Consider the following 26,577-nt stretch of genomic DNA (forward strand, 5'->3'; position numbering starts at 1 on the left):
GCGGGTGGATCTCCCGTCAGGCTCCCGGGCGCCGCGCCTGGTCCGGCAGTGCCGGTGACGTCCGCGGCTCGCGCGATGCGCGGTGCCGCCGTCCGGGGCGCGGGCGCCGCACGGGAGCTCTCTGTGTCCTGTCTCGCCGGTTCCGTACGCCATGTGTGCGTACGGCCTGGCGAAAGTCTTCTGGTCGGTGCGCTGCCCGACCCAGGTGGCTCCCGGATCCGAGGGCGGCGCTACGACGTCCGTCCTTACGCGGGACCTTCCTTACGCCGACGCCTTCGCGGCGGCAGTTTCGGCGGCCCCTGTGCGATCGGCTGGGGCGGCCGTGACTGCCTCGCGGTCGGGCGCGAGCGGGTCGGTCACCGTGCCGGTCTCTTCATCGAACAGCCCCTGCGCCAGCCTGGTCACCGCTGCGGCGACCGGCGGCGCCAGGTCGGCCACGGCGCGAAGACCGGACAGGACGTCGTCGGGTCGTACGGCAGGCGTCACGTGCCGAACAACCAGGCGCAGTATCGCACAGGGCTGGTCGGTCGGCCTATCAGCCTGCGGACTGTGCGCCTCGAGGCTCGCCACGGCACCGCGGGCGTCGAAGGTGCGCATCCCGTTCTTGGTCCTGCGCTGGACTTCCACCGTGTCGGCCGACTTGAAGGCGTCGACCGCGCGCTCCGCGTCCTCGGGCGCCACGCCGTCGAGGCGCAGCTCCCACACGGACGCGGTGAGCCGGTCGGCGAGACCCGAGGTGCGGGCCTCGACCGCCTCGATGATGTCGAGCCCCACGGGCATCGACTCGTCGAGGAGCTCACGCAGCTTCTGAGGGTCACGCGTCTGGGTGAGCGCGATCTCCAGGTACTCCGCCTCGCTGCCTGTGCCGGTGGGTGCGGCATTGGCGTACGACACCTTCGGGTGCGGTGTGAACCCCGCCGAGTACGCCATCGGCACCTCGGCACGGCGCAGCGCACGCTCGAAGGCGCGCTGGAAGTCACGGTGGCTGGTGAACCGGAGGCGGCCGCGCTTGGTGTAGCGCAGTCGGATGCGCTGCACCGCGGGTGCGGGCGGCGGGCCTTCGGGCTGTCGCTTGCCCAGTGTCGTTCAGTCCTTCGTGAGAGCGGTCGTACTGCTACCTAGAGTACGTGTACCGACGGCTCCCGGTTCCCGTTGGTGCTTCGCCAGGGGCACCCGCTCGGGCTCCGGGGGCGCACCGAAGAGCATGCGGCGGATGTCCGCGCGGGTCTGCCGTGCCGACTCGCGGGCGGTGGCCAGGGCCTGCCGTGTCACACGGCCCACGGCGCGCGCGGCCTCGGCGGCGGGCCGCAGGACCGTGTCCCGGACGACGTGTCCGACCGGCGTCAGCACGCTGCGGTACACCCAGCGCACGGGCTCCACGAAGATCCACCGGAAGAGTCGTCCGAGGAACCGGCCGACGGCGAGCGACAGGTGTCCGGCCACCCGCCAGGCGTGTCCGAGCGCGTCCCCGACCTCCCGCGCGACGACGGCGAGGACCCGTCCGACCGGCACGAGCACCCAGCGCCACAGGGCGAGCGCGGGCAGCACGAGCAGGACGCGCAGGGTCCAGTAGAGCGCGGCACCGATCCCGGTGAAGATCATCCGTACGAGCCACCCGAGTCCGCGCGCCGCCCACGCGATCGCGTGTCCGACAGGGGTGAGGATCCACTCGTACAACCACAGCGTCGGTACGACGATCAGATGGCGGACCAGCCAGGCCACGACCCGGTACACCCCGAGCGCGACCGCCCCGACCCCGATCCCCAGGCCCCTGAGCAGCCAGGCGACGGCCCGCCCGACGGGGGTCAGCACCCGGGCGTACACCCAGGCGAACCCGGCACCGATGCCACGGAGCACCCAGGCGAACCCGGCGCCGAGACCGCGGAGGGCCCACATGAGCCCGGCGCCGATGCCCCGCGCCACCCAGGCGATCGCGTGCCCGACCGGCGTGAGCACCGTCTCGTACATCCACACGGCGGGCACGACGAGCAGCACGTACCCGAGCCACGCCAGCGCCTTTCCGACCGGCACCACGGCGTACCGCCACAGCGTCACCCACGGCCAGACGAACACCGCCCACGCCACCCACTGGAACACCCGCCCCACGGGGCGCAGCACGGTGTCCCGCAGAAACCTTCCGCCGACCACCAGGGCGTCCCACAGCATGCGCACCGGCACGACGAGCACGAGGACGACGATCCGCACGGGCAGGCGGATCGCGACCGTGAGGCACCCCTCGGCCGGTACTGCGGGTCGCTCAGCAGGCGACTTTTCCAGATCCATACCGACGTAGACGCATCAGGACACCATCTGGATGCACGCCCCTGAGGCCGGTTGCGCTTCCGTCGAAACTCCTGGCGGTCGCGCCGTCGCGCCCGGTCCACCGTGCGTGTGCCCCGCCGTTGCTCGCGCGCGGTTCCCGGATGCGGCCGACGGTCTTCGACCGCCCTGGGCCTGGTGGTGGTTCGGATCAGGCATGGGCGTCGGATGCGCCGGCGGCCCCGGAGCGGAGGGCTCGACCCGCGGGGAACGGGTGAGCATGGCGGCCCGCTGCTCCCGTCGGCCGCGCGCCCAACTCCCGCTGGAAGGCGCTCCGGTCGGCGGTCAGTGCCTCATGTGTCTCCTTGTCCGCTTATGAAGGGACCCCTGCCGAGGGAACACCGAAAGCTCCATGCACACTTTGCCTGTCGCAGTCCCGCCTCCAAGAGGATGATCCACGCATGATTACGCTCACCAAAGAAGACGGCCCGGCGGATCTGGACGGAGTCACCCATCTGTCCATCGGAGTGTCCTGGGATCCCACCGCGGGCAGCAGCGGTGGAGTGATGGGCGTACTCCGCCGCAAAACCGGCACCGACCTGGACCTGATAGCCATCGCCATGCAGGGAACGGACCCGGTGCGGCTGGCGGGCCTCGACTCGCTCGACCCCATGGGCAACGGCTCCCTGGTCCACAGCGGTGACAACCAGACCGGGCGTGGGGAGGGCGACGACGAGACGTTGACGGTCGAGTTCGCCCGCATACCGCCCAACATCACGGCGATCGTGTTCATCGCCGCCGCCTTCAAGAAGGGCAGCTCCTTCCAGAAGGCCCGCAACATCAGCTTCAAGGTGTACGACGCGACCGGCGGCACCACTCAGCAGGTCGCCGATATCTGGCCGAGCCTGCTCACGCAGGACAACGGGTGCGCCGTGGCCAAGGCCGTTCGGGTCGACGGCAGCTGGAAGCTCGAGGTCATCAATGTGACGGGGAAGATCAAGCAGGGTGACGAGCACGCCCTGATGCGCTTCGCCGTCAGCAAGTAGTCCGCCATCACCACGTAGTCCGCCGTCGGTACGTGGGACGAGGTTCCCGGGGTCCCCGTAGGACCCTGGGAACTACATACGCCGAACGGCCTGCGCCTCCGCCCTCTCGACGGGCGTGCGGCCGTAGACATGGACCAGGGCGAGATGGAACAGGGCGGGCGCAAGAGGGGCCCAGCGGTGGATCCGATCAGCGCGCAGCATGTACGTGACCACTGCCGCAGGGCGGAAAGGTACGTAATCGATGGTCTGATGCTCCCATCGGTCCGCGACCCCTCGGCTCATACGCGCTTGCAGGCCTTCTCGGGTCAAGTCCTTCAACCTGGCATAGAAGTGAGCGCTCCAGTGGCGCTTGTCGACGTCCAGCACAAAGGCGAGCAACTCGATCGCGTACTCGTGGGGTTCGAGGGACAGCTCCTCCCGCATGCCGCGCCGGGCCACCGCATGCACGTCGGGGGCGTTCCTGCCGGACGAGTCGATGTGCCGTGACATGCCTTCGTTGACGGAGGAGTTCCAGACACCCGGGGCCATACGGACCCGGTCACTGCGCTGACTGACGACCAGCAGGTCGTCGGTGGTCACCACCGCCACATTCACGGCGAAGCTGCACTGCAGAAACGCGGGTGCCCGCAGCGGATCGTCCGGCGTGAGATACCGGGAACGAGGGGTTGTCCCGTCGGCCAGTCGGCGGTCGAGCTGCTGAGCGGCGAGAAAGGTGTAGTAGTCCGTCGGGCGAAGCCTCAGGTGGACCACGGGTCGCTCTTCGAGAGCGGTGCGCGAGACGTCGAACGACTCGACCGCGTAACGAGGACCGTTCCACAACGGAGTCCGCCCCTCCGCCCGCAGACGCTCGCTCTCCCCCTCGATCTCGGCCCGCCAGCCGTCCATGTCCGAGGGCAGCTCGATCTCCGCGTCGAGCACGCGGACGTGGACCGCTTCGGCGGGTATGGACGACTCGCCGTCCCCTTCGACGATCAGGGCGGACGTATGCAGAGGGCCCAGGGAGAAGCTCCTCCACGCGGGACCGGACTCCTCCCGCTGCCTCAGGCCGCGCACCGCGCGGGTGGAGCGAGTACGCAGCCGGAACCAGCCGTCCTGCAACGGCTGCTGGAACAGCACCGCACACAGCATCCCGAGTACGGCGCCCACGACTCCGTTGGCCACATCGATCCCGCCCATGCCAGGCAGCGTAGGCAAGTCGATCACGCCACGCGCGATCTTGCCCTTTCCGTTACGGCCGACTCGGATCGGCGTGGCAGCCTCTGGGACCGACAGGCACCGGTTCAGCCGGTTCGGACCTCGGAGGGTGCTACTGGCCGTCCGTCGGCGGCAGGTCCTGCTCGGTCCAGATCGTCTTGCCGGTGGGTGTGTAGCGCGTGCCCCAGTGGTGGGTCATCTGGGCGATGATGAACAGACCCCGGCCTCCCTCGTCGTCGTTCGCGGCGTGCCGCAGATTGGGCGTGGTGTGGCCGGTGTCGGAGACTTCGCAGATCAGGGTCCGGTCGCGGATCAGGCGTACCTGGATCGGGCCGCCGACGTAGCGGATGACGTTGGTGACCAGTTCGCTGACGATGAGCTCGCTGGCGAACGTCAGGTCGTCCAGCCCCCAGTCGCGGAGCTGCTTGCCGACGGCGGTGCGGATGGTGGCCACCGCCGCCGGGTCCGGGGGCAGCTCCCACTGGGTGAACTGGTTCCGGTCGAGCAGGCGGGTGCGGACGACGAGCAGCGTGGCGTCCTCGTCCACGGCCCCGGGCAGCAAGGTGGCCACCGCCCGGTCGCACAGCTCTTCCAGGGACGCTCGGCAGTCGGCGAGGATCTGGGACAGCTGCGCGAGTCCGGCGGCACGGCTGTCGGCCGCCTGGAGGAGCCCGCCCGTGAAGAGGGCGACGAGACTGCCCGGCGGGAGCTCCAGTTCCGTGCTCTGGTACGGCAGGCCGCCGATGCCCAGCGGCGGTCCGGGGGGCAGCTCCGGATGGTCGACGACACCCGTGTGCGGCTCGACGACCACCAGTACCGACTCCCCGGCCCGCGCCAGACTGCACTTCCCCGAGCCGGGGTCGTACACCGCGTACAGGCAGGTCACGCCCAGGGCCTCGTCGGCCTTCGGCCTCAGGTGGCCCGGGCCTTGGCCGGCTCCGCGCTCGTGCGCGGTCTGCTCGACCAGGTCGTCCAGGCGGGACAGGAGCTCGTCCGGGCTCAGGTCCAGTCGGGCCAGCACGCGCACACCCGTGCGCAAGCGGCCCATGGTGGCCGCGGCGCGCAGGCCGTGACCGAGCACGTCCCCGACGACCAGGCCGACCCGGGTGCCCGACAGGGGGATGACGTCGTACCAGTCGCCGCCCACCCCGGACCCGCTGTCGGCCGGCAGGTAGCGGCTCGCCGCGTCAACGGCGGCGTGCGGCGGCAGGCGGCCCGGCAACAGGCTCCGCTGGAGTTTGAGGGCCACGGCATGGCCACGGGTGACCAGCGGCATCAGCAGGAGACCGAGCAGCAGGGCGCCCAGGCCCAGGACGGTGACCCCGCCCGTCCTCCCGATCAGCGGCAGGTCGACGCTGGTCATGCCGTATCCGGGGTCCGCGTAGACGACGAAGGCGGCGTAGAGGAACAACAGGAGCATGATCAGCCCGCCGAGCCCGGGCAACACACCCTTGAAGACCAGGTCTCTGGGGCTGCGGGTGAGGACCTTGCGGTGATACCAGACGCAGGCGAAGCCGGTCAGTCCGTACTGGAACGCGATCGCGAGACCGACCGCGTCGATCGAGTCGGCCAGGACGTTATGGCTGAACGACACCAGCAGGATCAGCACGGCGATCGACACCACGCCCATGCCGACGGTTCCCCAGGTCGGGGTGAGGAACCTGCGGTGGACCCGGGCGAACCGGGCGGGGACGGCCTTGTGGACCGCCATGGAGAAGACGGTCCTGGCCAGGGGCAGGATGGTGGTCTCCGCGGAGGCCAGCGCCGAAGTCAGCACCATCAGGATCAGCAGTCTCGACAGGAGCAGCCCCGTGTCGTCGCTCCCGAACACGGCCATGCCCAGTCCGGAGAACACGTCGTTCGCGTTGTGCGTGTTGCCGAGCCCGATGCCCGAGGTGCCGACTCCCGCGAACGCCTGCGCCGAAGTGGACACCAGCCCGTACATGATCACGAGCAGCACGGTGGACATGACCGCGGCGCGCCCGGGGACGCACCTGCTGTCGACGGTTTCCTCGTTGACCGCGAACGAGGTGTCCCAGCCCCAGTAGATGAAGACCCCCGCGAGGATGCCCGAGGTCAGCGCCGTTGCCGAGGGCACCGCGAACGGGTTGAACCAGGAGGCGGAAACGGGGATCGCCGTCGGGGGAGGGTCGGTGTAGACCCTGACCAGCGCCGCGACGGCGAACAGGATCAGCATCATCACCTCCAGGTACAGCAGCCAGCGCTGGACGGCCGCCGAGAGCTCGATGCCGACGTAGCAGATCGCGGTGAGCACGGCGATCCAGGCGATGCCCGCCACGGTGGTCCACAGCCGGTTCTCCGCCAGTCCGTCCAGGCCCACCAGCCGGAAGCCGTAGGCGGCGGCGATCTCGGCGAGGCTCGCCATGACGATGATGTTGGCGACGATGAGGCCCCAGCCGCCCATCCATCCGGTGCGCGGTCCGAAGGCGCGGGTGGCCCAGGTGAAGGTGGTCCCGCAGTCGGCGTTGCTCGCGTTCAGCTCCCGGTAGGCGTACGCGACCAGCAGCATCGGAATGAACGCCAGCATGGTGACGATCGGGGCCTGCAGTCCGACCCCGGCCACGATGAGGCCCAGCGTGGCGGCCAGGCTGAACGCCGGGCCGGTCGAGGCCAGGCCCATGGCCACCGAGGAGAACATGCCCAGGGCGTCGTTCTTGAGCCCTTTCCGGCCGGACCCCGTCCCGGGAGCAGGGCGGCCGGCAGACTCGGCGCCGCCAAAGTGCCTCACACTTGATTCCAACGCCGGGCCACTCCCCTCCGCAACAGCGCAGGGGCAGCAGAAAGGCCCGAACCGGACTCGGACCCACTCCACCAGTGAGTGGAAGTCCACCGCTGAGCGGATGTCCGAGGCACCGCTGAACGGATGTCCCAGGCACCACTGGGCGGATGTCCAGGCACCGCTGAACGGATGTCCCAGGCACCTCTGGGCGGATGTCCCAGGCACCTCTGGGCGCCGCTAGGGACTCGATCGGCTGATCGAGTCCCTCGGATACTGCTGTCCATTACTGGTGTCCGTCTGGAGACATGGGACTGGTGTCCGTCTGGGGACACGGGCCGCACCGGACTGTGCGGCGAGTGGATCAACCCGCCAGGTCCGCCAGCAAGCCACGGATGCGCTGTTCGATCTCGTCGCGGATCGGCCGAACCGCGACGACGCCCTGCCCGGCGGGGTCGTCGAGCTGCCAGTCGAGATACCGCTTGCCGGGGAAGACCGGGCAGGTGTCGCCGCACCCCATGGTGATCACGACGTCGGTTGCCTGCACCGCTTCCACGGTCAGCACCTTCGGAGTCTCGGCGGAGATGTCGATGCCGACTTCCTTCATCGCGTCGACGACCGCCGGGTTGACCGTGTCGGCGGGAGTGGAGCCCGCCGAGCGGACTTCGACGCGGTCGCCCGCGAGGTGGGTGAGGAAGGCGGCGGCCATCTGGGACCGCCCGGCGTTGTGGACGCAGACGAACAGTACGGACGGACGCGGGGTGGCGGTGCTCACGGCAGGTGTCTTTCCGGGAACGGGGAGGAGGGGAAGGGCGAGGGGGAGGAGTCGGGCTCAGGGAGCGGACGGGGCGAGTTCGGTGTCGCCGTGAGGGACGACGATGCGCGTGTCGGCGGGCGCCGGGCGGCCGAACACCGCCGCCAGCAGGCCCAGGCCGACGGCGGCACCGACCAGTTGCGCGGCGATGAACGGGGCGACGGAAGCCGGGGCGATCCCCGCGAACGTGTCGGTGAAGGCCCGGCCGACCGTCACCGCCGGGTTCGCGAACGACGTGGAGGACGTGAACCAGTACGCGGCCCCGATGTAGGACGCCACGGCAGCTGACGCGAGGTGGGCGCGATCGGTCCGGGTCAGGGCGAAGACCAGCAGGACGAGCCCGGCCGTGGCCACGATCTCGCCCAGCCACAGATGGCCGGCGGAGCGGTCGTGCGTGGACCACTTCACCAACGGTTCGGCGAACATCGCGTCGGCCAGCACCGCGCCGCCGATCGCGCCCAGGGTCTGGGCGGGGACGTACACGGCTACTTCGCGTGCGGTCATTCCGTCGCCGGTTTTGCGCCCCGTGAACCAGGCGGCCAGGGTGACGGCCGGGTTGAAGTGGGCCCCCGACACCGGCCCGAACAGCGTGATCAGCACGGCCAGGCCGAAGACGGTGGCGAGCGAATTCGCGAGCAACTGCACGCCGACGTCCCGTGACAGCTCCGTCGCCTGGATCCCCGAGCCGACCACCACCGCGACCAGCGCGGCCGTACCGACCAGTTCGGCCCATGCACGCCGCCCGAGCGAAGCACTCACGTGGTCACCCCAACGGGCTCAGGAGTGGTCAGAAACGCGCCCAGCCGGTCCAGCACACCCGGTAGCACCCAGTAGTAGACCCAGGTCCCCCGACGCTCGCAGTCGATGAGTCCGGCCTGCCGGAGCAGCTTGAGATGGTGGGAGATCGTCGGTTGCGACAGCTCGAACGCGGGCGTCAGCTCGCACACGCACACCTCGCCGCCCTCCCGCGAAGCGATCATCGAGAGCAGCCGCAGCCGGACCGGGTCGCCCAGCGCCTTGAACGCCTTCGCCAGTTCGACGGCCTGATCCTCGGCCAGCGGGGCGGAGGCCAGTCCCCGACAGCAGGCGCCGTCCGCGTCCTGGCCGATCACCTCGAGCTCTTGTTTCGACATGCCTCTATGTTGACGTTCTTCGATACAAGACGCAAGGTTGCATCAATGAACGTCAATACAAGCCGTTCCGGGGCCTGCCATGCCCCGTCATCCAGGAGTGAGTCATGAGCGAGCAGTCCACCGAACTGCGCGAGACCGTCCGCCGGCGGTACGCCGCCGCGGCCGTGAAGGTGACCGAGGGTGGCACCGCGTGTTGCGGACCGCAGCCGGTCGAGGTCGACGAGAACTTCGGCTCCACCCGCTACGCCGCCGACGAGCGTGACGCCCTGCCCGCCGAAGCCGTCGCCGCCTCCCTCGGCTGCGGCAACCCGACCGCCGTGGCCGATCTCCACGAGGGCGAACGCGTCCTCGACCTCGGCTCCGGCGGCGGCATCGACGTCCTGCTCTCCGCCCGCCGCGTCGGCCCCACGGGCAGGGCGTACGGCCTCGACATGACCGACGAGATGCTCGCCCTGGCCCTCACCAACGCGAAGAAGGCCGGTGCGACGAACGTCGAGTTCCTCAAGGGCACCATCGAGGCGATCCCGCTCCCCGCGGGCACCGTCGACGTGGTGATCTCCAACTGTGTGATCAACCTGTCGACCGACAAGGCGGCGGTTTTCGCCGAGACGTTCCGCGTCCTGACCCCGGGCGGCCGCATCGGCGTCTCGGACGTGGTCGCCGACGACGCCCTCTCCCCCGCCCAGCGCGCCGAGCGCGGCGACTACGTCGGCTGCATCGCGGGCGCCCTGTCGTTCACCGAGTACCGCGAAGGCCTTGAGGCGGCAGGGTTCGTGAACGTCGAGATCACCCCCACCCACCCCGTGGCCGACGGCATGCACTCCGCCATCATCCGCGCCACCAAGCCCCAGCCCGAGACGCAGACCGGCTGCGGCTGCGACTGCGACTGCGACTGCGACTGCGACTGCGACTGCCAGAACTGACCCGGACGGCATTGAGGCCCCTCCCGATCGAGAGGGGCCTCAGAGCTCGACCACCGAGGGGATGCCGCGAAACAGCCCTGCGCGTCACTCGATCGTCAACTGCGGTCCGGCCTCGATTGCTGCTATTCGGGCTTGTCGGTGTGAGCCGCTTCGGGCTTGTTGGTGTGAGCCGCTGATGTCAGTCGCCACACGCGGTCTTGGACGAGCGGGACTTTTCTCGTCGGCCAGGACCACCGGTTCGGAAGGCCCTAGTCAGGCAGCAGACTGAAGCCCAGCAACACGGCAGCCTCGACGCGCACCGTCCCGGGGGCGAAGACACCGTCGGATTCGGGATCGCCTCCCATGCGACTCCCATGACTGCGTAGCCCGAGCGATTCCGGGTCGACGTCCTGAATGTGCACCACAGGGCCGAGCCGCACACCGCAGGCGTCTGCGTAGACCTCAGCCTTGCGTCGTGCAGCCCCGACTGCCCTGCGCCGGGCCTCGTCCCGGAGCGCGGGCTTGTCGAGCACGTCGAAGTGCACCTCGTCGACTCGGTTCGCGCCCGCTCTTACGGCGTCCTCTATCAGAAGTTCAAGCCGATCAAGGGCTTCGGTCTGCAAGGTGTACGTCGCCTCGCAGCGATAGCCGAGGAACGTCCGGTCCGCGCCGTAGCCCTTGAATTCCGACTGGAGGGCGAGGCGTGACCCGGATACGTCGGAGTCGGGTATTTCATGCTCTCGCAGCACAGTCCGTAGCCTGACAACTGCCGCTCCAGCCTGTTCAAAGGCTTCCTTGGGTGTTGGTGCCAGGAGGTCAACCGCAAGCTTTGCCTGGACGAGTCGGGGCTCTGCCGACACATGCCCCGCACCGAGCACGCTGAGCCCCCAGGGCTCCTTGATCTCTGCCATTGGAAGATCGAATCAGTAACGTCCCGCCGTCGCAATAAGCTTGAAACCGTCGAGGCGCGAGTCAGGGACCGTCAGCGTCTGGTCACCCACGCTCACGCCCAGACCCTGGTCAAAGCCTTCAGACGGCGAGCGGGTACTGCCCGGTGTCGGTTGCGCGGACGAGCAGAGGGGCGGGCCACCTCCGCCGGGAGCCGAAGAAATGAAGGGCCGGGTCTCTGAGCTGCGGCGTGTGGACTTGATCAACGCTGCGACCGCGACCTGGCCGCGATCCACCGATGAGTTCCGCCGGCTGCGCCGGTCTACCAGGACGTACGCCATAGAGCCACCGACTGGAGACCCACCATGGCCAATCCCGCACACCCCGGCCGCATGCTGTTCGTGAACATCCCCGTAGCGGACCTCGAGCGCAGCAAGGCGTTCTTCGCCAAGCTCGGGTTCAGCTTCAATCCGAAGTTCACCGACGAGACCGCCGCCTGCATGCTGGTCGGCGAGCACGCCTTCGTCATGCTGCTCAGCCGCGAGAAGTTCGCGGAGTTCGCGAAACTGCCGATGGCCGATCCCACCACGCACACGCTGGCGTTGTACTGCTTCAGCGTGTCGTCCCGCGATGAGGTCGATACGGTCAGCGCCGCTGCGCTCGCGGCGGGCGGCTCCAAGGCAGATGACGCCGAGGACTACGGCTTCATGTACTCACGCAGCTTCTTCGACCTCGACGGCCACGGCTGGCAGGTCATGTGGATGGACCCGGCGGCGGCGGAGCAGGGCCCCGAGGCGTTCGCGGCCTCCATGCAGGACGCCGACACCCCGGCCTGACCCATCGCGTTCCGCACATGCGCCGTCGTCGTGCGGCCGACCACCACGCAGAGAGCCCCTCCCAGACGGGGAGGGGCTCAAAGGCCACAGTCTCCACTCCCATGTGCAAGGCACTGCCAGGACCCGGCAGGGGCGCCCGAGAGGACGCCGGCGACGCCGACGGGCGAGGGGGCGAAGCGCCCACCGCAGCAAGCACGGCCGCCACCTCGTCCTCACTCGCCCCCGCAAGCGCACCCATCACCCGATCGAGTGCCTCGCTCGCCTCAGTGCGTGTGACCGGTCCCTGCGGGGGCCGGCGCCGCGTTCTTGACCGTCAGCAGCCGCTCATACCACTGGCAGTCGAGCGGGGACGAAGAAGTGCGGGACAGGTGGTCTTGAGCCGAATGGGCCTCAACGCCGCGCGTGGCGGATCTTCAATCGTCCGAACCCCATGTTCCCAGAGATCCGGATCTTCGGCCCGCCGGGGCGGGAGCGCCGCCGGGTCTTGTAGAGCGTGGCCTTCCACCCGGTGCGCAGATCCTCGACGTCGACGATCGCGTCGCGAGGCACCGTGATCTTGGCTCTGCCAGTGCCGAGTTGTAACTCGATGTCGACTACCGGATGTTCGATGACCGCCCGGGACAGGTCCAGGTGCACCCTCCCGAAGGCGGACTCGACCTTGAGGATCCGAGGTACCCGCCATACGCCGCGCCGCTGAATCCGTCCGCCGGCGGCGGCGATCGTGGACGTGGTGCCCGCATTCTGCTCCGGGAGCGAGGCCAGAGCCGACACGGTCTCGCTGTGCGTCTTGGCGGTGAGTACCTGCTGGAGGCGTTCGTCCAACTCCTCGTGCGAAATGTGCCCTACGGTGTACGCCTCCTGCAGGCGCTGCACGGCCGTGTCCCGGTCGTCTTCGCCTAACGGTGGTGACGGGTCTTCCGGCAGAGAGGTCACCTTCTCACTCTAGTGCCGTGCGGGCGATGCGAACGCGCCTCGGTCCGTAGCGGGCAAGGCATCCGATCGGCAGGCAGACCGCTCATCACCGTAGCCTTGATCGCCCAACCCGGTGAGGGAGCCTCGCAAACCGCAAGCCCAGGGCCTCCACGATGCGCCGCAGCGCCTCACTCACGTCAGTGAGCGTGTCCGCTGGTCCCGGACTTGTTGACCGTCAGCGGCAGCAGCTTCTTGCCCGTCGGGCCGATCTGGATGCTCGTATCCATCTGCGGGCAGGGAGCCACCCATACTCGTGTCGAACCGCCGACTACCGCTTTAGGAAACGAGGTTGGGCGGTGGGTGGAATGAGCCGCGGAGCGGTGCGCCGCAGCAAGTGCACGCTCGTGCTGCCTTGTTGTCGCCGAGTCCCCCTGAGTCGGCGCACCTAGATCCTGTCCGGGCGATCATGGGCTCTCGCCACGCAGCCGCGGGGTGGCCCGTCTGACGACTCAAGAGTGACAGAGCAGGTCGAGGACGATGGCCTCGGCGTCGAGGCCGTCGAGGTAACGGTTGGCTTGTTCCCAGTAGCCGTCTGTGTCCGCGTCCATCCACGAGCCGTCAAGGGTGACCAAGGCGAAGCCGGGCACGGCGCACCGGACCGACCACAGCCGGGCTTCCTCATGTTCCTGCGCGAAGTACGCGACTGGGTCGTTGAGCAGGAACGACGTATCAAAGTGCGGGTCTCCCGCGACGGCCCTCTGGGCCACGTCCTGCACCAGCGGCTGGGCCAGATGCTCCTTCCTGGCGTCTGCCGCGGAGTACCTCTCAGAGTCGGCCTCGTGGCGAGCGAGGAAGTCGGCGAGCGGGCGGGCCGGCGGGTGTATCGCCGTCAGCTCCGTCCAAGCGGTGAGCAGGGCGTCATGCGTGCGCGCCGCTCGTTCCCGCATACCGTCGAAGTCCAGCAGACCCCTAGGCTCGCCGTAGCATTCCAGCGGCCCGAGGCGATCGAGCTTGGCCTTCCTGCGCGGCACGGTTGAGGCCGTGACGAGCCTGCGGTCGCCGTCGTGCGGAGGCAACACGAGGTAGGCATTGCCCGGGCTGGAGTGGATGGCCCACCAGTCCCAGTGGCCGACCGGATTCCATTCCTCGGTGAGGTTGGCGTTATAGGGCGCCATGGTGGCAGCTACCGCCTGCGGAACCTTCCGGGGCGCGGTCGGCAGCAGACACACAGTGGCGCAGAACTTGGTCATGCCCGGGAGCGTAAGCCCTGGGATTTTACCCACCCATCCGACTGTCACCTCATCGGATCGCCGTCTCGGCGGGCCAGCCACCCCGGCGGGGCACTCCGCAGCGTCAGGCCCACGAACTCACGTGCCGCCAGACGTCAACGAGCCCCCTTCCCGGTGAGAAAGGGGGCTCACGACACACAGTCACGCACAAGCCGATACGGACCTCATACCCACTCCACCTCAGAGGCGATGTGCAGCGATGCCTCAGGGCCCGGGAGCGGCGTCCGAAGTGGCACTGACGGCGCCGACGGGCGAGGGGCCGAGGCGCCGGCCGCGGACAGTGCAGCCGCCACCTCGTCCTCGCTCACCCCCGCCAACGCCTCAATCACCCGATCGAGTGCCTCGCTCACGTCAGTGTGCGTGACCACTCGCGGCGGGCGTCGGACCTGCGTTCTTGACCGTCAGCGGCAGCAGCTTCTTGCCCGTCGGGCCGATTTGGATGCTCGTATCCATCTGCGGGCAGACGCCGCAGTCGAAGCACGGGGTCCAGCGGCAGTCCTCGACCTCCGTCTCGTCGAGGGCGTCCTGCCAGTCCTCCCAGAGCCAGTCCTTGTCGAGGCCGGAGTCGAGGTGGTCCCAGGGAAGGACCTCCTCGTAGGTCTTCTCGCGGGTCGTGTACCAGTCGACGTCCAGGCCGAAGGCGGGGAGGGTCTTCTCGGCGCAGGCCATCCAGCGGTCGTACGAGAAGTGCTCGCGCCAGCCGTCGAAGCGGCCGCCGTCCTCGTAGACCGCGCGGATGACGGCCCCGATGCGGCGGTCACCGCGGGAGAGCAGGCCCTCGACGATGCCGGGCTTGCCGTCGTGGTACCGGAAGCCGATGGAGCGGCCGTACTTCTTGTCGCCGCGGATCTTGTCGCGGAGCTTCTCCAGGCGGGCGTCCGTCTCCTCGGCGGAGAGCTGGGGCGCCCACTGGAAGGGGGTGTGCGGCTTGGGGACGAAGCCGCCGATCGACACCGTGCAGCGGATGTCGTTCTGGCCGGAGACCTTGCGGCCCTCGGCGATCACGTTCATCGCCATGTCGGCGATCTGCAGGACGTCCTCGTCGGTCTCCGTCGGCAGGCCGCACATGAAGTACAGCTTCACCTGCCGCCAGCCGTTGCCGTACGCCGTCGAGACGGTCCTGATCAGGTCCTCTTCCGAGACCATCTTGTTGATGACCTTGCGCATGCGTTCCGAGCCGCCCTCGGGCGCGAAGGTCAGGCCCGAGCGGCGGCCGTTCCTCGTCAGCTCGTTCGCCAGGTCGACGTTGAAGGCGTCCACGCGAGTGGAGGGGAGGGAGAGGCCGATCTTGTCTTCCTCGTAACGGTCGGCCAGGCCCTTGGCGATGTCGCCGATCTCCGAGTGGTCGGCGGAGGAGAGGGACAGCAGGCCGACCTCCTCGAAGCCCGTCGCCTTCAGGCCCTTCTCCACCATCTCGCCGATGCCCGTGATCGAGCGCTCGCGCACCGGGCGGGTGATCATGCCCGCCTGGCAGAAGCGGCAGCCGCGCGTACAGCCGCGGAAGATCTCCACCGACATCCGCTCGTGGACCGTCTCGGCCAGCGGGACCAGCGGCTGCTTGGGGTACGGCCACTCGTCGAGGTCCATGACCGTGTGCTTGGACACACGCCACGGGACACCCGACTTGTTGGGCACGACGCGGGCGATACGGCCGTCGGAGAGGTACTCGACGTCGTAGAACGCCGGGATGTAGACGTTGCCCGTCTTCGCCAGGCGGAAGAGGACCTCCTCGCGGCCGCCCGGGCGGCCCTCCGCCTTCCAGGCCCGGATGATCTCCGTCATGTCGAGCACGGCCTGCTCGCCGTCACCGATGATCGCCGCGTCGATGAAGTCGGCGATCGGCTCGGGGTTGAACGCCGCGTGGCCGCCCGCCAGGACGATCGGGTCGTCGAGGGTGCGGTCCTTGGACTCCAGCGGGATCCCGGCCAGGTCCAGCGCCGTCAGCATGTTCGTGTAGCCCAGCTCCGTGGAGAAGGACAGACCGAAGACGTCGAAGGCCTTCACCGGGCGGTGACTGTCCACCGTGAACTGGGGGACCTGGTGCTCTCGCATCAGTTCCTCGAGGTCCGGCCAGACGCTGTACGTGCGCTCGGCGAGGACGCCCTCGCGCTCGTTCAGCACCTCGTAAAGGATCATGACGCCCTGGTTGGGCAGCCCGACCTCGTACGCGTCCGGGTACATCAGCGCCCAGCGGACGTCACAGGCGTCCCAGGCCTTGACCGTGGAGTTGAGCTCTCCGCCGACGTACTGGATCGGCTTCTGCACATGCGGGAGCAGAGCTTCGAGCTGTGGAAACACCGATACAGCGGCTTCGGCAGGCATCTCGCGAACCTTCGTGAGCTGGGAGGAACTGACAGGGTTGACCATCCAGCCTAACGCGGCCGTGGCCGGCCCCCGTACGCCTCAGACGGCACCCTGGCCCTCGATCGCCTCCCACTCCCCCGGCAGCGCCGCCTCCACCGCCGCCGCGCGCTGCTCCGCGCGGCCGTACAGCACCCCGTACGTGAACGCGTTCTCGCCCTCCTCGTGCGCCTCGGTCGCCAGCTCCCGCAGGGCCCCGCGGACCATCACGCTGTCCTGGTGGTCGCCCAGCAGCGTCTGCAGGGACTTCATCGACTTGACCAGGTCGGCGGCGGGTTCACCGAGGGCGGGGGTGGCCGCCTCGGCCGCGTAGCGCGTGCGCTTGGCCTTCTTGCGGGCGTCGTGCATCGCGAGGTCGCGCTCGGAGCCGGGCGGCAGTTCCAGGGCCTCGCCGACCAGGTCGGCGACCTTCTCGAAGTCCTTCCGTACGGCCTTGGCGATCACCTTCTCGGGCTTCTTCGAGGCCGCCTCCCGCAGGGGCGGTCCTGCCACCAGGGTGTCCAGCGTCGTCAGCAGGTCCAGATAGCGCTTGCCGTCCAGTACGGCGATCAGGCGCTGCCGGGAGCCGGAGCGGCGGGCCCCCGACCAGGTGCTCAGACGGGCCTGTACGGGGCCCGTGACGAGGTCGGACGGGAGGTCGTCGAGCGCCGCCGTCAGGTGCTCGGTGAGGACCTCCTGGTCGCGGTCGACGCCCAGCTCGGCGGCGAGCCACTTCAGCTCGACGCCGATCGGGTCGGTGACGGTGCGGTCGAGGATCTTGCCGTACGAGCGGAAGGTGCTGCGGAGGCGGCGGGTGGCGACGCGCATACGGTGCACGGAGTCGGGCACGTCGCGGCGGACGGCGGGGTCCAGCTCGACGATCGCGTCGCGCTGGTCGCGGACGTAGGTGAGGATGTGGGCGCCGGCGGTGTGCGGGGGCGAATCGGGGGGTTCGGGCTTAGCGGCCGTCGCCGTTGCTTTCGACGCGGCAGCGACCTTGTCGGCCTTCCCCGCCTTGCCTGCCTTGTCGGTCGTCCCCGCCTTGTCGGTCGTCCCCGCCTTGCCTGCCTTCTCCGGCTTGCCTGCCTTCTCCGGCTTACGGGGGGCCGTGTCTTCGAGTGCCTTGGCCAGTTTGGACGCGGAGGCGGAGCGTTTGATGCCCGCCTTGCGGAGCTTCTTCTCGACCTTGTCGAGGAAGGCCGGATCGCCGTCGTCGGCGAGTTCCACCTCGATCTCGGTCCATTCCGCGCTGCCCGCGCCGCCGCTGAGGCGCTCCGCGCGGACGCGGTCGACGCTGACCTCGGCGAGGAGGTTGCCGGAGGCGTCGACGAGGTGGCGGATGTCGCGGGCCGACAGAAGACGTACGACGGGGACCAGTTCGGCCTCGCGGATGCGGGAGCGGACGAGGGCGGTCAGGTCTTCGGGGACGGTGTCGGAGAGCGGGGCGCGGATTTCGTCGCGGACGCCCTCAGAGACGGGGAGTTTGAGGTGCCAGCCCGCGTCGTCGCCGCCGGTGCGGCGGCGGAGGGTGAGGGAGGCGGTGGCGAGCCGCTGGTCGGCCGTGTCGTAGTAGGTGGCGTCCAGTTCGGCCACGCCCTTGTCGATGACGCCCGAGACTCCTGGGACGTCGGTCAGGTCCGGGAGTGGCGCGTCGCCGCCGGCCGGGGGACCCTCGTACTTTCGCTCGATTTCGCGCTTGGTGTCCGCCATGAACTGAATCTAGTGGCTGTGGCGCCGGGATGGCAGTAGCAGCCCCTTCCAGGACCTCCGGGAACGACCGGATCTCGCCCCCGCCGCCCCTACCCGTCCCATCCCCAGGGGCTCCGCCCCTTCAACCCCAACGGGGGCTCCGCCCCCGAACCCCCCTGCGGGGCTCCGCCCCTGCACCCCATCGGGGGCCACCGCCCCCTGCACCCCCGCAGGGCTCCGCCCTTGCACCCCCACCGGGAGCCGCTGTCCTCTTCAACCCCACCTGGGGCTCCGCCCCCGAACCCCCGCGGGGCTGCCGCCCCTGCACCCCGCCATGGGCTGCGCCCCCTGGACCCCACAGGTCTCCGCCCCTGCACCCCATCGGGGGCTGCTGCCCCCTGAATTCCCGCAGGGCTCTGCCCTCGCGCCCCACCGGGGGTTGCCGCCCCGCAGGGCTCTGCCCCTGCACTCCATCGGGGCCGCTGCCCCCTGCACCCCCACAGGGCTCCGCCCTTGGACCCCCGGCGGGACTGCGGCCCCGCCCCCGCCCGGGCTGCGCCCCAGACCCCTGCCCGGGCGGGTGGTATGGGCGGGGCGGGGCGGAGTGGGTATGGCACGGCCTGAACGGCCCCGTCCTCAAACGCCGGACGGGCTGAAAGATGCGCACCGGGGTGAGCGAGCAGGACGTGGGGGGCACGCCCTTGCGGGTGGGGAGACGGCCGCCTAGTCCTCAAGCACCGGAGGCGCTGAAGGATGCGGGCCGGGGTGAGTGGCGTGGTCGGCTCGGCCTCGTCCTCAAGCGCCGGACGCGCGAGGTGCGCTGAGGGCGGGGCTGGATCGGGCTCACACCACGAACACCGGACGCCCAAGGCCTTTAGGGGCGCGAGGAACTGCGCGACCAGCCCCCACCCGGCCGCACCCGAACAACCAACCGGGGCCAGGGGCGAAGCCCCGGCTCAGGGGCCGACCAACCGCCCGACCAACCCCCACCCACCCCACACCCGAACAACCAACCAGGGCCGGGGGCAAAGCCCCGGCTCAGGGGCGCGAGGAACTGCGCGGCCGGCCCCCACTCACCCCACACCCGAAGAACCAACCAGGGCCGGGGGCGAAGCCCCGGCTCAGGGGCACGAGGAACTGGGCGGCCGGCCCCCACCGGACCGCACCCGAAAACGCACCCCCTCCCGCCCAACCGCCGGAGGCCTACGCCGACATGGGGCGCTGGACTCTGATCGACTGCAACAACCCCACCGCCACCCACACCGCGAACATCGACGAACCGCCGTAGGAGACGAAGGGCAGGGGTAGGCCCGCGACCGGCATGATGCCCAGGGTCATGCCGATGTTCTCGAAGGCCTGGAAGGCGAACCAGGCGATGATGCCGGCGGCGACGATCGTGCCGTACAGCTCGGTGGTCTCGCGGGCGATGCGGCAGGCCCGCCACAGGACGACGCCCAGCAGGAGCAGGATCAGGCCGGCGCCCACGAAGCCCAGTTCCTCACCCGCGACCGTGAAGACGAAGTCCGTCTGTTGTTCCGGGACGAACTGGCCCGTGGTCTGGGAGCCGTGGCCCAGGCCCGTGCCGAAGAGGCCGCCGGAGCCGATGGCGATACGGGCCTGGTTGGTGTTGTAGCCGACGCCTGCCGGGTCGAGGTCGGGGTTGGCGAAGGCGGCGAAGCGGTTGATCTGGTACTCGTCGAGGATCTTGAGCTGCCAGATCGCCACCGCGCCCAGCGCACCGGCACCGAGCAGACCGAACACCCAGCGGTTGGAGGCGCCGGAGGCGAGCAGCACGCCGAGCACGATGATGACCGCGACCATGATCGTGCCCAGGTCGGGCATGAGCATCACGATCATCATCGGGACGGCCGCGAGGCCCAGCGCCTGCAGCACCGTGCGGTGGTCGGGGTACTGCTTGTCGCCCGCGTCCACCCGGGTGGCGAGCAGCATCGCCATGCCCAGGATGATCGTGATCTTGGTGAACTCGGCGGGCTGGAGCGACAGTCCGCCCGCGACGAGCCAGTTGCGCTGGCCGTTGATCGTCGCGCCGAGCGGGGTCAGCACCAGCAGGATCATGAAGACCGAGAGGCCGTAGAGGATCGGGACCGCCGTGCGCAGGGTGCGGTGGCCCAGCCAGATCGTGCCGACCATCAGGCCGAAGCCGATGCCGGTGTTCATGAGGTGGCGGATGAGGAAGTAGTACGGGTCGCCCTGGTTGATCTCGGTGCGGTTGCGGGTCGCCGAGTAGACGAGGGCCGAGCCGATCAGCGAGAGCGCGAGGGCCGAGAGCAGTATCGGCCAGTCGAGGCGGCGGGCCAGGGAGTCACGGGCGAGGAGCCGTGACATCCCGCCGCGGGCGGGGCCGTAGCCGGAGACGGAGAAGTTGTTCGCTCCGGTCATGTCAGGATCCTCGTCCCCCGCCGCTTCTTCGGACGGTCCGTACGCCTTCGGGTGTTGCGGTTACTGGCCGTCGGGGACGGCGTGGTGCCCGCGGGCAGTTGCTGGTCGGTGGCCCCGGGCGAGGGCGACTCGCTGGCCTGGAGGTCCTTGACCGGGTCCTTGGCGATCTCCGGGGTGTCGATCGAACCGTCCGTCTGGATCTTCGGGAGACCCTTCTGGGGGGTGGGCAGGAGGGCCTTCGACTTGTCGATGGAACCGTCGGCCTGGACGCCGTACAGCGCGTTGTAGATGTTGCGCACGGCCTCACCGGAGGCGCCGGAACCCGTACCGGCCTGGGCGATGGTCATGACGACCGTGTAGTCCTTGGTGTACGTGGCGAACCAGGACGTGGTCTGCTTGCCGTAGACCTCGGCGGTACCGGTCTTGGCGTGCAGCGTGATCTTGTCCTGCGGCCAGCCGCCGAACTTCCAGGCGGCGGTACCGCGGGTGACGACGCCTTCGAGGGCCGAGTTCATGCCCTTGAGCGTGTCCTTGCTGATCGGCAGCTTGCCCTTGACCTTGGGCTTGATCTCCTGGACGGTCTTGCCGTCGGCGCTGACGATCGCCTTGCCGATGGTCGGCGTGTGGATGGTGCCGCCGTTGGCGATGGCCCCGTAGATCATGGCCTCCTGAATCGGGGTGACGAGGGTGTCGCCCTGACCGATGGAGTAGTTGATCTCGTCACCCTCGCGCATCTTGTTGCCCTCGAGGCAGTTCTCGTACGCGATCTTCTGGACGTAGTCGCCGTCCTTCTTGCCGGTCTTGCACCAGACGTCCTTGTTGGCCTTCCAGTAGCTCTGCTTCCACTGGCGGTCCGGGACGCGGCCGGTGACCTCGTTGGGCAGGTCGACGCCGGTCTCCTTGCCGAGGCCGAACTGGTGGGCGGCCTTGAAGAAGTAGTCCTTCGGCTCCCCCTTCTTGGGGTTGATGCCGCCGTCCTTCTTCCACTCGTTGTCCGCGAGGCCGTAGAAGACGGTGTCGCAGGAGACCTCGAGGGCCCGGCCGAGTGAGATGGGGCCGAAGTTCTCGCCCTCGAAGTTCTTGAAGACCTGACCGCCGACGGAGTACGAGCTGGTGCAGGGGTAGCCGCCGTCCCACTCGTAGCCGGCCTCGACCGCGGCGGCCGTGGAGACCACCTTGAAGGTCGAACCGGGCGCGGACTGACCCTGTATGGCCCTGTTCAGCAGCGGGTAGTCGGAGTTCTTTCCGGTGAGGGCCTTGTAGTCCTTGGCGGAGATGCCGCCGACCCAGGCGTTCGGGTCGTACGTCGGGGCGGACGCCATGGAGACGATCCGGCCGGTCTTGGCCTCCATCACCACGACGGCGCCCGAGTCGGCCTTGTAGTTCTCGCCGGTGATCTTGTCGAACTGCTGGCGGGCGGTCTTCATCGCCGTGTCCAGCTCGTACTCGGCGACCCGCTGGACGCGCGAGTCGATGCTGGTGACGAGGTTGGAGCCGGACTGGGCCGCGTCGCTCTTGGCCTTGCCGATCACGCGGCCGAGGTTGTCGACCTCGTAACGGGTGACGCCGGCCTTGCCGCGCAGCTCCTTGTCGTACTGGCGCTCGAGGCCGGAGCGGCCGACCTGGTCGGAGCGGAGGTAGGGCGAACTGCTGTCCTTGGCCTGGGTGATCTCGGCGTCCGTGACGGGCGAGAGATAGCCGAGGACCTGAGCGGTGTTGGCCTTGCCGGGGGCGGCGTAGCGGCGTACGGCCTCGGGCTCGGCGCTGATGCCGGGGAAGTCCTCGGAGCGCTCACGGATCTGCAGGGCCTGCTTGGCGGTGGCCTCGTCGGTGATGGGGATGGGCTGGTACGGGGAGCCGTTCCAGCAGGGCTGCGGCGTCTTCGCGTCACACAGCCGGACCTTCTGGATGACGTCCTCGGGCTTCATGTCCAGCACGTCGGCCAGCTTCGTGAGGACCGCCTTGCCGTCGTCCTTCATCTTCAGCAGGTCGGTGCGCGAGGCGGAGACCACGAGCCGGGTCTCGTTGTCGGCGATCGGCACCCCGCGCGCGTCGAGGATCGAGCCGCGTACGGCGGGCTGGACGACCTGCTGGACGTGGTTGCCGGAGGCTTCCTTGGCGTACTCCTGGCCGTTGCGGATCTGGAGGTACCAGAGGCGGCCGCCGAGGGTGCCGAGGAGGGAGAGGACGAGGATCTGGATGACGACGAGTCGGATCTGAACCCGTGGGGTCCTGCCGGTCTCGGGAATGTTGGTCACTGGTGCTGCCTCCCCCTCTCAGAGTGGGTACGGGAGATGGGCGCGCGAGCCGTGTGCGTACGGGGCGCCACATGCGTACGAGTCATACAAGTCATACGAGTACACGGCGAACCTGGGGGCCTTGACCCCGGGGTCGGTCAACTGACGTGCGCTCACAGACGCTTGACCCCCTTGATGCGCCCCGCGCGGGCGACGCGCGCCCGGGCGGCCTTGACCCGGTGGCCGCGCTGGCTGCCGATACGCAGGCCGGTGCCGGAGGCCAGCCAGCCCGAGGAGACGTCGGCGGCCTTGGCGCTGTTGGAATCGCCGAGCAGATTGTTCTCGGAGCGCCGGGCCAGGGCCATCAGCCCCGGGACCACGAACGGCGCGAGCAGCAGGTCGTACAGGGCGGCCGTGAACAGCAGGCTGCCCAGGCCCACATGGCGGGCGGCGGTGTCACCGACGAGGGCGCCGACACCGGCGTACAGCAGGGTGGAGCCGACGGCGGCGGCGACGACCACGGCCATCGGACCGGTCGCCGACTTGAGCTGACCGTTGTCCGGCTTCGCCAGCCCCGCGAGATAGCCGATGACGCACAGCACGAGGGCGTAGCGCCCGGCGGCGTGGTCGGCGGGCGGGGCGAGGTCGGCGAGCAGGCCGGCGGCGAAGCCGATGAGGGCGCCGCCGACGTGGCCGTAGACCATGGCGAGGGCAAGCACGGTGAGCAGGACGAGGTCCGGGACGGCTCCCGGAAGGTGCAGACGGGCGAGGACGCTCACCTGGATCACCAGGGCGACCACCACCAGGGTGGCGGAGAGCAGCATCCGATTGAAACGCATGGGGATTCAGCTCCTACGGCGTCTGGCCGGTGACGGGCTCGGACGCCGAGGGCGTGACCGTCACGGTCACGGTCGGCGTGGGCGTCGGTTTGGGCTTGGCCGGCAGCACCGTGTCACGTGGGTCCTTGCGGGGGGCCTCTACGACGACGCCGACGATGTCGAGCTTCGAGAACGCGACGTACGGCGTGACGTAGATCGTGCGGGTCAGGTCGCCGCCTGACGGGTCGACACGGGAGACCACGCCGACCGGGACGCCGGGCACGAAGGGCTTGTCGGCCTGCGAACCGAAGGTGACCAGCCGGTCCCCCTTCTTGATCTTCGCCTTGCCGTTGAGCATCTCCACCCGCAGCGGACGGTCGCCCTGACCGGAGGCGAAGCCGAGCTCGTCGCTGGCCTCCATCCGCGTACCGACGGTGAAATCGGGGTCGTTGGCGAGCAGCACCGTGGCGGTGTCCGGACCGACGGTGGTCACGCGGCCGACGAGCCCGTCGCCGTTCAGGACCGTCATGTCGCGCTGGATGCCGTCGTTGCTGCCGACGTCGATGGTCACGGTCCAGGAGAAGCCCTGGGCGGCTCCTATGGCGATGACCTCGGCGCCCTTGATGCCGTACTGCCCGGCGCCGGCCGTCTTCAGCATCTTGTCGAGCTGGTTCAGACGGCTGCGATTGCGGTCGTCACTGCCGAGCTTGGCCTTCAGCGCCGTGTTGTCGTGCTCGAGTTGGGCGATGCGATCGTGTCGGCTGTCCGAGTCACGGACCGCGGCGATCGCGTTGCCGACGGGGTCGACCGCGGAGGACACCCCGTTCTCGATCGGGCCGAAGACCGTCGCGGCGGCTTGGCGGGCACCTTGGACCGGTGAATCCTGTCCACCACGGATGTCCACCGTGATCAAAGCGAACGCGATGGCGATCAGCAGCACCAGGAGCAGCCGGCTCTCTCGTGTGTCCCTCACGTGCGGCGGCCGTGCCTTCCTCGTCGGTGTCAACAGGAATGCACCCCGAGCGAGTGCTGACGCCCAAGGGTGTTATGGGGGAGCTTATGCCTCGATATCAACGATCCGCCGTACGAGAGGCGATCATCCCGTACGGCGGAATCGAAGAGTTACCTCATCTGCGCGGCTGGGCGTCCAGAACCTGCTGGAGCGCCTCGAATTCCTCGACGCACTTGCCGGAGCCGAGCGCCACGCTGTCCAGCGGATCCTCGGCGATGTGAATCGGCATACCGGTCTCGCGGCGCAGGCGCTCGTCGAGCCCGCGCAGCAGCGCCCCGCCACCGGTCAGAACGATTCCACGGTCCATCACGTCACCCGACAGCTCCGGCGGGCACTTGTCGAGTGTCGTCTTCACTGCGTCGACGATCGCGTTGACCGGTTCCTCGATCGCCTTGCGGACCTCGGCCGCGGAGATGACAACGGTCTTGGGCAGCCCGGAGACGAGATCCCGGCCGCGGATTTCGGTGTGCTCGTCGTTGTCCAGGTCGTACGCCGAACCGATCGTGATCTTGATCTGCTCGGCGGTGCGCTCACCGAGGAGGAGGCTGTACTCCTTCTTGATGTGCTGGATGATCGCGTTGTCCAACTCGTCGCCCGCGACGCGGATGGACTGGGCGGTGACGATGCCGCCGAGCGAGATGACCGCGACCTCCGTGGTGCCGCCGCCGATGTCCACGACCATGTTGCCCGTGGCCTCGTGGACCGGCAGGCCGGAGCCGATGGCCGCGGCCATGGGCTCCTCGATGATGTGCACCTGGCGGGCGCCGGCCTGGGACGACGCCTCGATGACGGCACGGCGCTCGACACCCGTGATGCCCGAGGGCACGCAGACGACGACACGGGGACGGGCGAGGTAGCGCCGCTTGTGGATCTTCAGGATGAAGTAGCGGAGCATGCGCTCGGTGATCTCGAAGTCGGCGATGACACCGTCCTTCAGCGGGCGCACGGCAACGATGTTGCCGGGAGTCCGCCCGATCATCTTCTTCGCCTCCGCGCCGACCGCGAGGATGCCACCGGTGTTGGTGTTGATCGCGACGACGGACGGCTCGTTGAGTACGATCCCGCGACCCCTGACGTACACCAGCGTGTTGGCGGTCCCGAGGTCGACAGCCATGTCACGGCCGATGAACGACATTGAGTTCCCCATCAGGATTCGTCTGGCCTTCCCAAGTGGAGCTTTGACGGCTTTTTAGGAACGGCGAGGTGGGTGCAGTGACGTGAACGTCTCCATCGTAGACGCGCCCGCACGAACACTGCGCGAGGGTCTTCGCCATTGTCAGCATGCGTGGCGCCGCCCCGCTTGTGGAGACGACCCAACGGGGGCACGCGTTCCCTCGATCGGCACGCATATGCCGCGGGACGGCCGGAATTTCCACGGCCGTCCCCGGTCGGACATCAGGCTGGGGACGCAAGTCCTTTACAAGCCTTTGCAAGCCGTTACCAGAACATCTTGGAATCGTGATGTCTGTGCGGGTCTGCCGCGACTTGGACGCGACTTCGACCTGACCTGGAACTGACTGGGACCTGGATCGGAGGCGACTCGAAAGCGACTCGGCCGCGACTCGGGCGCAGCTCGGACGCGACCACGAGGAGGGGTCAGACGCGGCCGGGGAAGAAGATCTTCAGCTCGCGCTCGGCGGACTCCTCGGAGTCGGAGGCGTGGATCAGGTTCTCGCGGACGATCACACCGTAGTCGCCGCGGATGGAACCGGGGGCGGCGGCGATGGGGTCGGTGGGGCCGGCGAGCGCGCGCACGCCCTCGATGACCCGCTCGCCCTCGACGACCAGCGCCACGACGGGGCCGGACGCCATGAACTCCACCAGCGGCTCGTAGAACGGCTTGCCCTTGTGCTCGCCGTAGTGCTGTTCCAGCGTGTCCTGGTCCAGCGTGCGCAGCTCCAGCGCGGTGATCTGCCAGCCGGCCTTGCGCTCGATACGGCTGATGATCTCGCCGGTCAGGCCGCGACGGACGGCGTCGGGCTTGAGGAGGACGAGGGTGCGCTGGCTCACGGTGGTGGCTCCTTCAGGTCACAAGTGTGCGGGTGACCGAGGCTACAGGGCGTGTCTGGGT

21 protein-coding genes are annotated in these 26,577 nt (G+C 69.1%); 3 read left to right on the plus strand and 18 right to left on the minus strand.

The features are described 5' to 3' along the window. Positions 1 to 261: 261 nt before the first annotated feature. Both AQJ27_RS19055 and AQJ27_RS19060 read right to left on the minus strand, forming a co-directional pair. Positions 262 to 1,038, minus strand: a complete 777-nt coding sequence (locus AQJ27_RS19055; RefSeq protein ID WP_067370057.1) for a TIGR03936 family radical SAM-associated protein — start codon at positions 1,036 to 1,038, stop codon at positions 262 to 264. A 48-nt stretch (positions 1,039 to 1,086) separates the two neighbouring features. Then, complete coding sequence (locus tag AQJ27_RS19060) at positions 1,087 to 2,283, minus strand: hypothetical protein (RefSeq protein WP_067370067.1); 1,197 nt, start codon at positions 2,281 to 2,283, stop codon at positions 1,087 to 1,089. Positions 2,284 to 2,720: 437 nt separating this feature from the next. On the opposite strand from AQJ27_RS19060, the gene AQJ27_RS19065 reads away from it, so the two are divergent. Beyond that, the gene (locus tag AQJ27_RS19065) at positions 2,721 to 3,305 is read left to right on the plus strand and encodes a TerD family protein (RefSeq protein WP_067370074.1); all 585 of its coding nucleotides are present in this window, start codon (positions 2,721 to 2,723) and stop codon (positions 3,303 to 3,305) included. Between the two features lie 72 nt (positions 3,306 to 3,377). Here the strand turns inward: AQJ27_RS19065 and AQJ27_RS19070 are convergent, their stop codons facing one another. From AQJ27_RS19070 to AQJ27_RS19090, 5 genes are all read right to left on the minus strand, one after another. Continuing rightward, positions 3,378 to 4,481, minus strand: a complete 1,104-nt coding sequence (locus AQJ27_RS19070; protein ID WP_067370608.1) for a hypothetical protein — start codon at positions 4,479 to 4,481, stop codon at positions 3,378 to 3,380. A gap of 130 nt (positions 4,482 to 4,611) precedes the next feature. Next, positions 4,612 to 7,158, minus strand: a complete 2,547-nt coding sequence (locus AQJ27_RS58700; RefSeq protein WP_067370077.1) for an amino acid permease — start codon at positions 7,156 to 7,158, stop codon at positions 4,612 to 4,614. A gap of 442 nt (positions 7,159 to 7,600) precedes the next feature. Further along, positions 7,601 to 8,011 (minus strand): arsenate reductase ArsC, encoded by a 411-nt coding sequence (locus AQJ27_RS57900; protein WP_067370079.1) that lies wholly within the window; start codon positions 8,009 to 8,011, stop codon positions 7,601 to 7,603. Between the two features lie 57 nt (positions 8,012 to 8,068). Then, a complete protein-coding gene (locus AQJ27_RS57905; RefSeq protein ID WP_067370081.1) occupies positions 8,069 to 8,809 on the minus strand; it encodes an aquaporin in 741 nt (246 codons plus the stop codon). Further along, positions 8,806 to 9,183, minus strand: a complete 378-nt coding sequence (locus AQJ27_RS19090) for an ArsR/SmtB family transcription factor (RefSeq protein ID WP_067370084.1) — start codon at positions 9,181 to 9,183, stop codon at positions 8,806 to 8,808. The genes AQJ27_RS57905 and AQJ27_RS19090 overlap by 4 nt, the downstream gene beginning before the upstream one ends. Positions 9,184 to 9,287: 104 nt before the next feature. Between AQJ27_RS19090 and arsM the strand changes: the two genes are divergently transcribed. Then, positions 9,288 to 10,106, plus strand: a complete 819-nt coding sequence (gene arsM / locus AQJ27_RS19095) for an arsenite methyltransferase (protein ID WP_079065077.1) — start codon at positions 9,288 to 9,290, stop codon at positions 10,104 to 10,106. 248 nt (positions 10,107 to 10,354) lie between these two features. Here the strand turns inward: arsM and AQJ27_RS19100 are convergent, their stop codons facing one another. Further along, the gene (locus AQJ27_RS19100) at positions 10,355 to 10,996 is read right to left on the minus strand and encodes an SIMPL domain-containing protein (RefSeq protein ID WP_067370088.1); all 642 of its coding nucleotides are present in this window, start codon (positions 10,994 to 10,996) and stop codon (positions 10,355 to 10,357) included. A gap of 342 nt (positions 10,997 to 11,338) precedes the next feature. On the opposite strand from AQJ27_RS19100, the gene AQJ27_RS19105 reads away from it, so the two are divergent. Then, a complete protein-coding gene (locus AQJ27_RS19105; RefSeq protein WP_201264273.1) occupies positions 11,339 to 11,809 on the plus strand; it encodes a VOC family protein in 471 nt (156 codons plus the stop codon). A 390-nt stretch (positions 11,810 to 12,199) separates the two neighbouring features. Here AQJ27_RS19105 and AQJ27_RS19110 read toward each other — a convergent pair whose 3' ends face one another. The 10 genes from AQJ27_RS19110 to ndk form a co-directional block, all read right to left on the minus strand. Continuing rightward, entirely contained in the window at positions 12,200 to 12,742 is a 543-nt protein-coding gene (locus AQJ27_RS19110) for a DUF1707 SHOCT-like domain-containing protein (protein WP_067370089.1), read from the minus strand. A gap of 488 nt (positions 12,743 to 13,230) precedes the next feature. Further along, positions 13,231 to 13,971: a hypothetical protein gene (locus AQJ27_RS19115; protein WP_159064368.1), complete on the minus strand. Its 741-nt coding sequence runs from the start codon at positions 13,969 to 13,971 to the stop codon at positions 13,231 to 13,233. A gap of 390 nt (positions 13,972 to 14,361) precedes the next feature. Continuing rightward, on the minus strand, positions 14,362 to 16,332 hold the full coding sequence (locus AQJ27_RS19120; RefSeq protein ID WP_067370093.1) for a TIGR03960 family B12-binding radical SAM protein: 1,971 nt from the start codon (positions 16,330 to 16,332) through the stop codon (positions 14,362 to 14,364). Positions 16,333 to 16,413: 81 nt separating this feature from the next. Continuing rightward, positions 16,414 to 18,060, minus strand: a complete 1,647-nt coding sequence (locus AQJ27_RS19125; RefSeq protein ID WP_067370097.1) for a CYTH and CHAD domain-containing protein — start codon at positions 18,058 to 18,060, stop codon at positions 16,414 to 16,416. Between the two features lie 1,182 nt (positions 18,061 to 19,242). Then, positions 19,243 to 20,439 (minus strand): rod shape-determining protein RodA, encoded by a 1,197-nt coding sequence (gene rodA, locus AQJ27_RS19130; protein ID WP_067370098.1) that lies wholly within the window; start codon positions 20,437 to 20,439, stop codon positions 19,243 to 19,245. Then, on the minus strand, positions 20,436 to 22,697 hold the full coding sequence (gene mrdA / locus AQJ27_RS19135; RefSeq protein WP_067370100.1) for a penicillin-binding protein 2: 2,262 nt from the start codon (positions 22,695 to 22,697) through the stop codon (positions 20,436 to 20,438). The genes rodA and mrdA overlap by 4 nt, the downstream gene beginning before the upstream one ends. Positions 22,698 to 22,849: 152 nt before the next feature. Continuing rightward, on the minus strand, positions 22,850 to 23,515 hold the full coding sequence (gene mreD / locus AQJ27_RS19140; protein ID WP_067370102.1) for a rod shape-determining protein MreD: 666 nt from the start codon (positions 23,513 to 23,515) through the stop codon (positions 22,850 to 22,852). A 13-nt stretch (positions 23,516 to 23,528) separates the two neighbouring features. Continuing rightward, positions 23,529 to 24,467: a rod shape-determining protein MreC gene (gene mreC / locus AQJ27_RS19145; RefSeq protein ID WP_067370104.1), complete on the minus strand. Its 939-nt coding sequence runs from the start codon at positions 24,465 to 24,467 to the stop codon at positions 23,529 to 23,531. A 154-nt stretch (positions 24,468 to 24,621) separates the two neighbouring features. After that, the gene (locus AQJ27_RS19150) at positions 24,622 to 25,641 is read right to left on the minus strand and encodes a rod shape-determining protein (protein ID WP_037747701.1); all 1,020 of its coding nucleotides are present in this window, start codon (positions 25,639 to 25,641) and stop codon (positions 24,622 to 24,624) included. Positions 25,642 to 26,102: 461 nt separating this feature from the next. After that, positions 26,103 to 26,516, minus strand: a complete 414-nt coding sequence (ndk, locus tag AQJ27_RS19155; RefSeq protein ID WP_054231901.1) for a nucleoside-diphosphate kinase — start codon at positions 26,514 to 26,516, stop codon at positions 26,103 to 26,105. Positions 26,517 to 26,577 lie beyond the last annotated feature (61 nt).

This window comes from Streptomyces olivochromogenes, assembly GCF_001514115.1.
Taxonomy (GTDB): domain Bacteria; phylum Actinomycetota; class Actinomycetes; order Streptomycetales; family Streptomycetaceae; genus Streptomyces; species Streptomyces olivochromogenes.

Bases quoted from the DNA above. Each gene is read 5' to 3' on its own strand.
- AQJ27_RS19060 (WP_067370067.1), bottom strand. From the start codon at position 2,283: ATGGATCTGGAAAAGTCGCCTGCTGAGCGACCCGCAGTACCGGCCGAG.
- AQJ27_RS19065 (WP_067370074.1), top strand. From the start codon at position 2,721: ATGATTACGCTCACCAAAGAAGACGGCCCGGCGGATCTGGACGGAGTC.
- AQJ27_RS19070 (WP_067370608.1), bottom strand. From the start codon at position 4,481: ATGGGCGGGATCGATGTGGCCAACGGAGTCGTGGGCGCCGTACTCGGG.
- AQJ27_RS58700 (WP_067370077.1), bottom strand. From the start codon at position 7,158: ATGTTCTCCTCGGTGGCCATGGGCCTGGCCTCGACCGGCCCGGCGTTC.
- AQJ27_RS19090 (WP_067370084.1), bottom strand. From the start codon at position 9,183: ATGTCGAAACAAGAGCTCGAGGTGATCGGCCAGGACGCGGACGGCGCC.
- arsM (WP_079065077.1), top strand. From the start codon at position 9,288: ATGAGCGAGCAGTCCACCGAACTGCGCGAGACCGTCCGCCGGCGGTAC.
- AQJ27_RS19100 (WP_067370088.1), bottom strand. From the start codon at position 10,996: ATGGCAGAGATCAAGGAGCCCTGGGGGCTCAGCGTGCTCGGTGCGGGG.
- AQJ27_RS19105 (WP_201264273.1), top strand. From the start codon at position 11,339: ATGGCCAATCCCGCACACCCCGGCCGCATGCTGTTCGTGAACATCCCC.
- AQJ27_RS19115 (WP_159064368.1), bottom strand. From the start codon at position 13,971: ATGACCAAGTTCTGCGCCACTGTGTGTCTGCTGCCGACCGCGCCCCGG.
- AQJ27_RS19120 (WP_067370093.1), bottom strand. From the start codon at position 16,332: ATGCCTGCCGAAGCCGCTGTATCGGTGTTTCCACAGCTCGAAGCTCTG.
- AQJ27_RS19125 (WP_067370097.1), bottom strand. From the start codon at position 18,060: ATGGCGGACACCAAGCGCGAAATCGAGCGAAAGTACGAGGGTCCCCCG.
- rodA (WP_067370098.1), bottom strand. From the start codon at position 20,439: ATGACCGGAGCGAACAACTTCTCCGTCTCCGGCTACGGCCCCGCCCGC.
- mreD (WP_067370102.1), bottom strand. From the start codon at position 23,515: ATGCGTTTCAATCGGATGCTGCTCTCCGCCACCCTGGTGGTGGTCGCC.
- AQJ27_RS19150 (WP_037747701.1), bottom strand. From the start codon at position 25,641: ATGTCGTTCATCGGCCGTGACATGGCTGTCGACCTCGGGACCGCCAAC.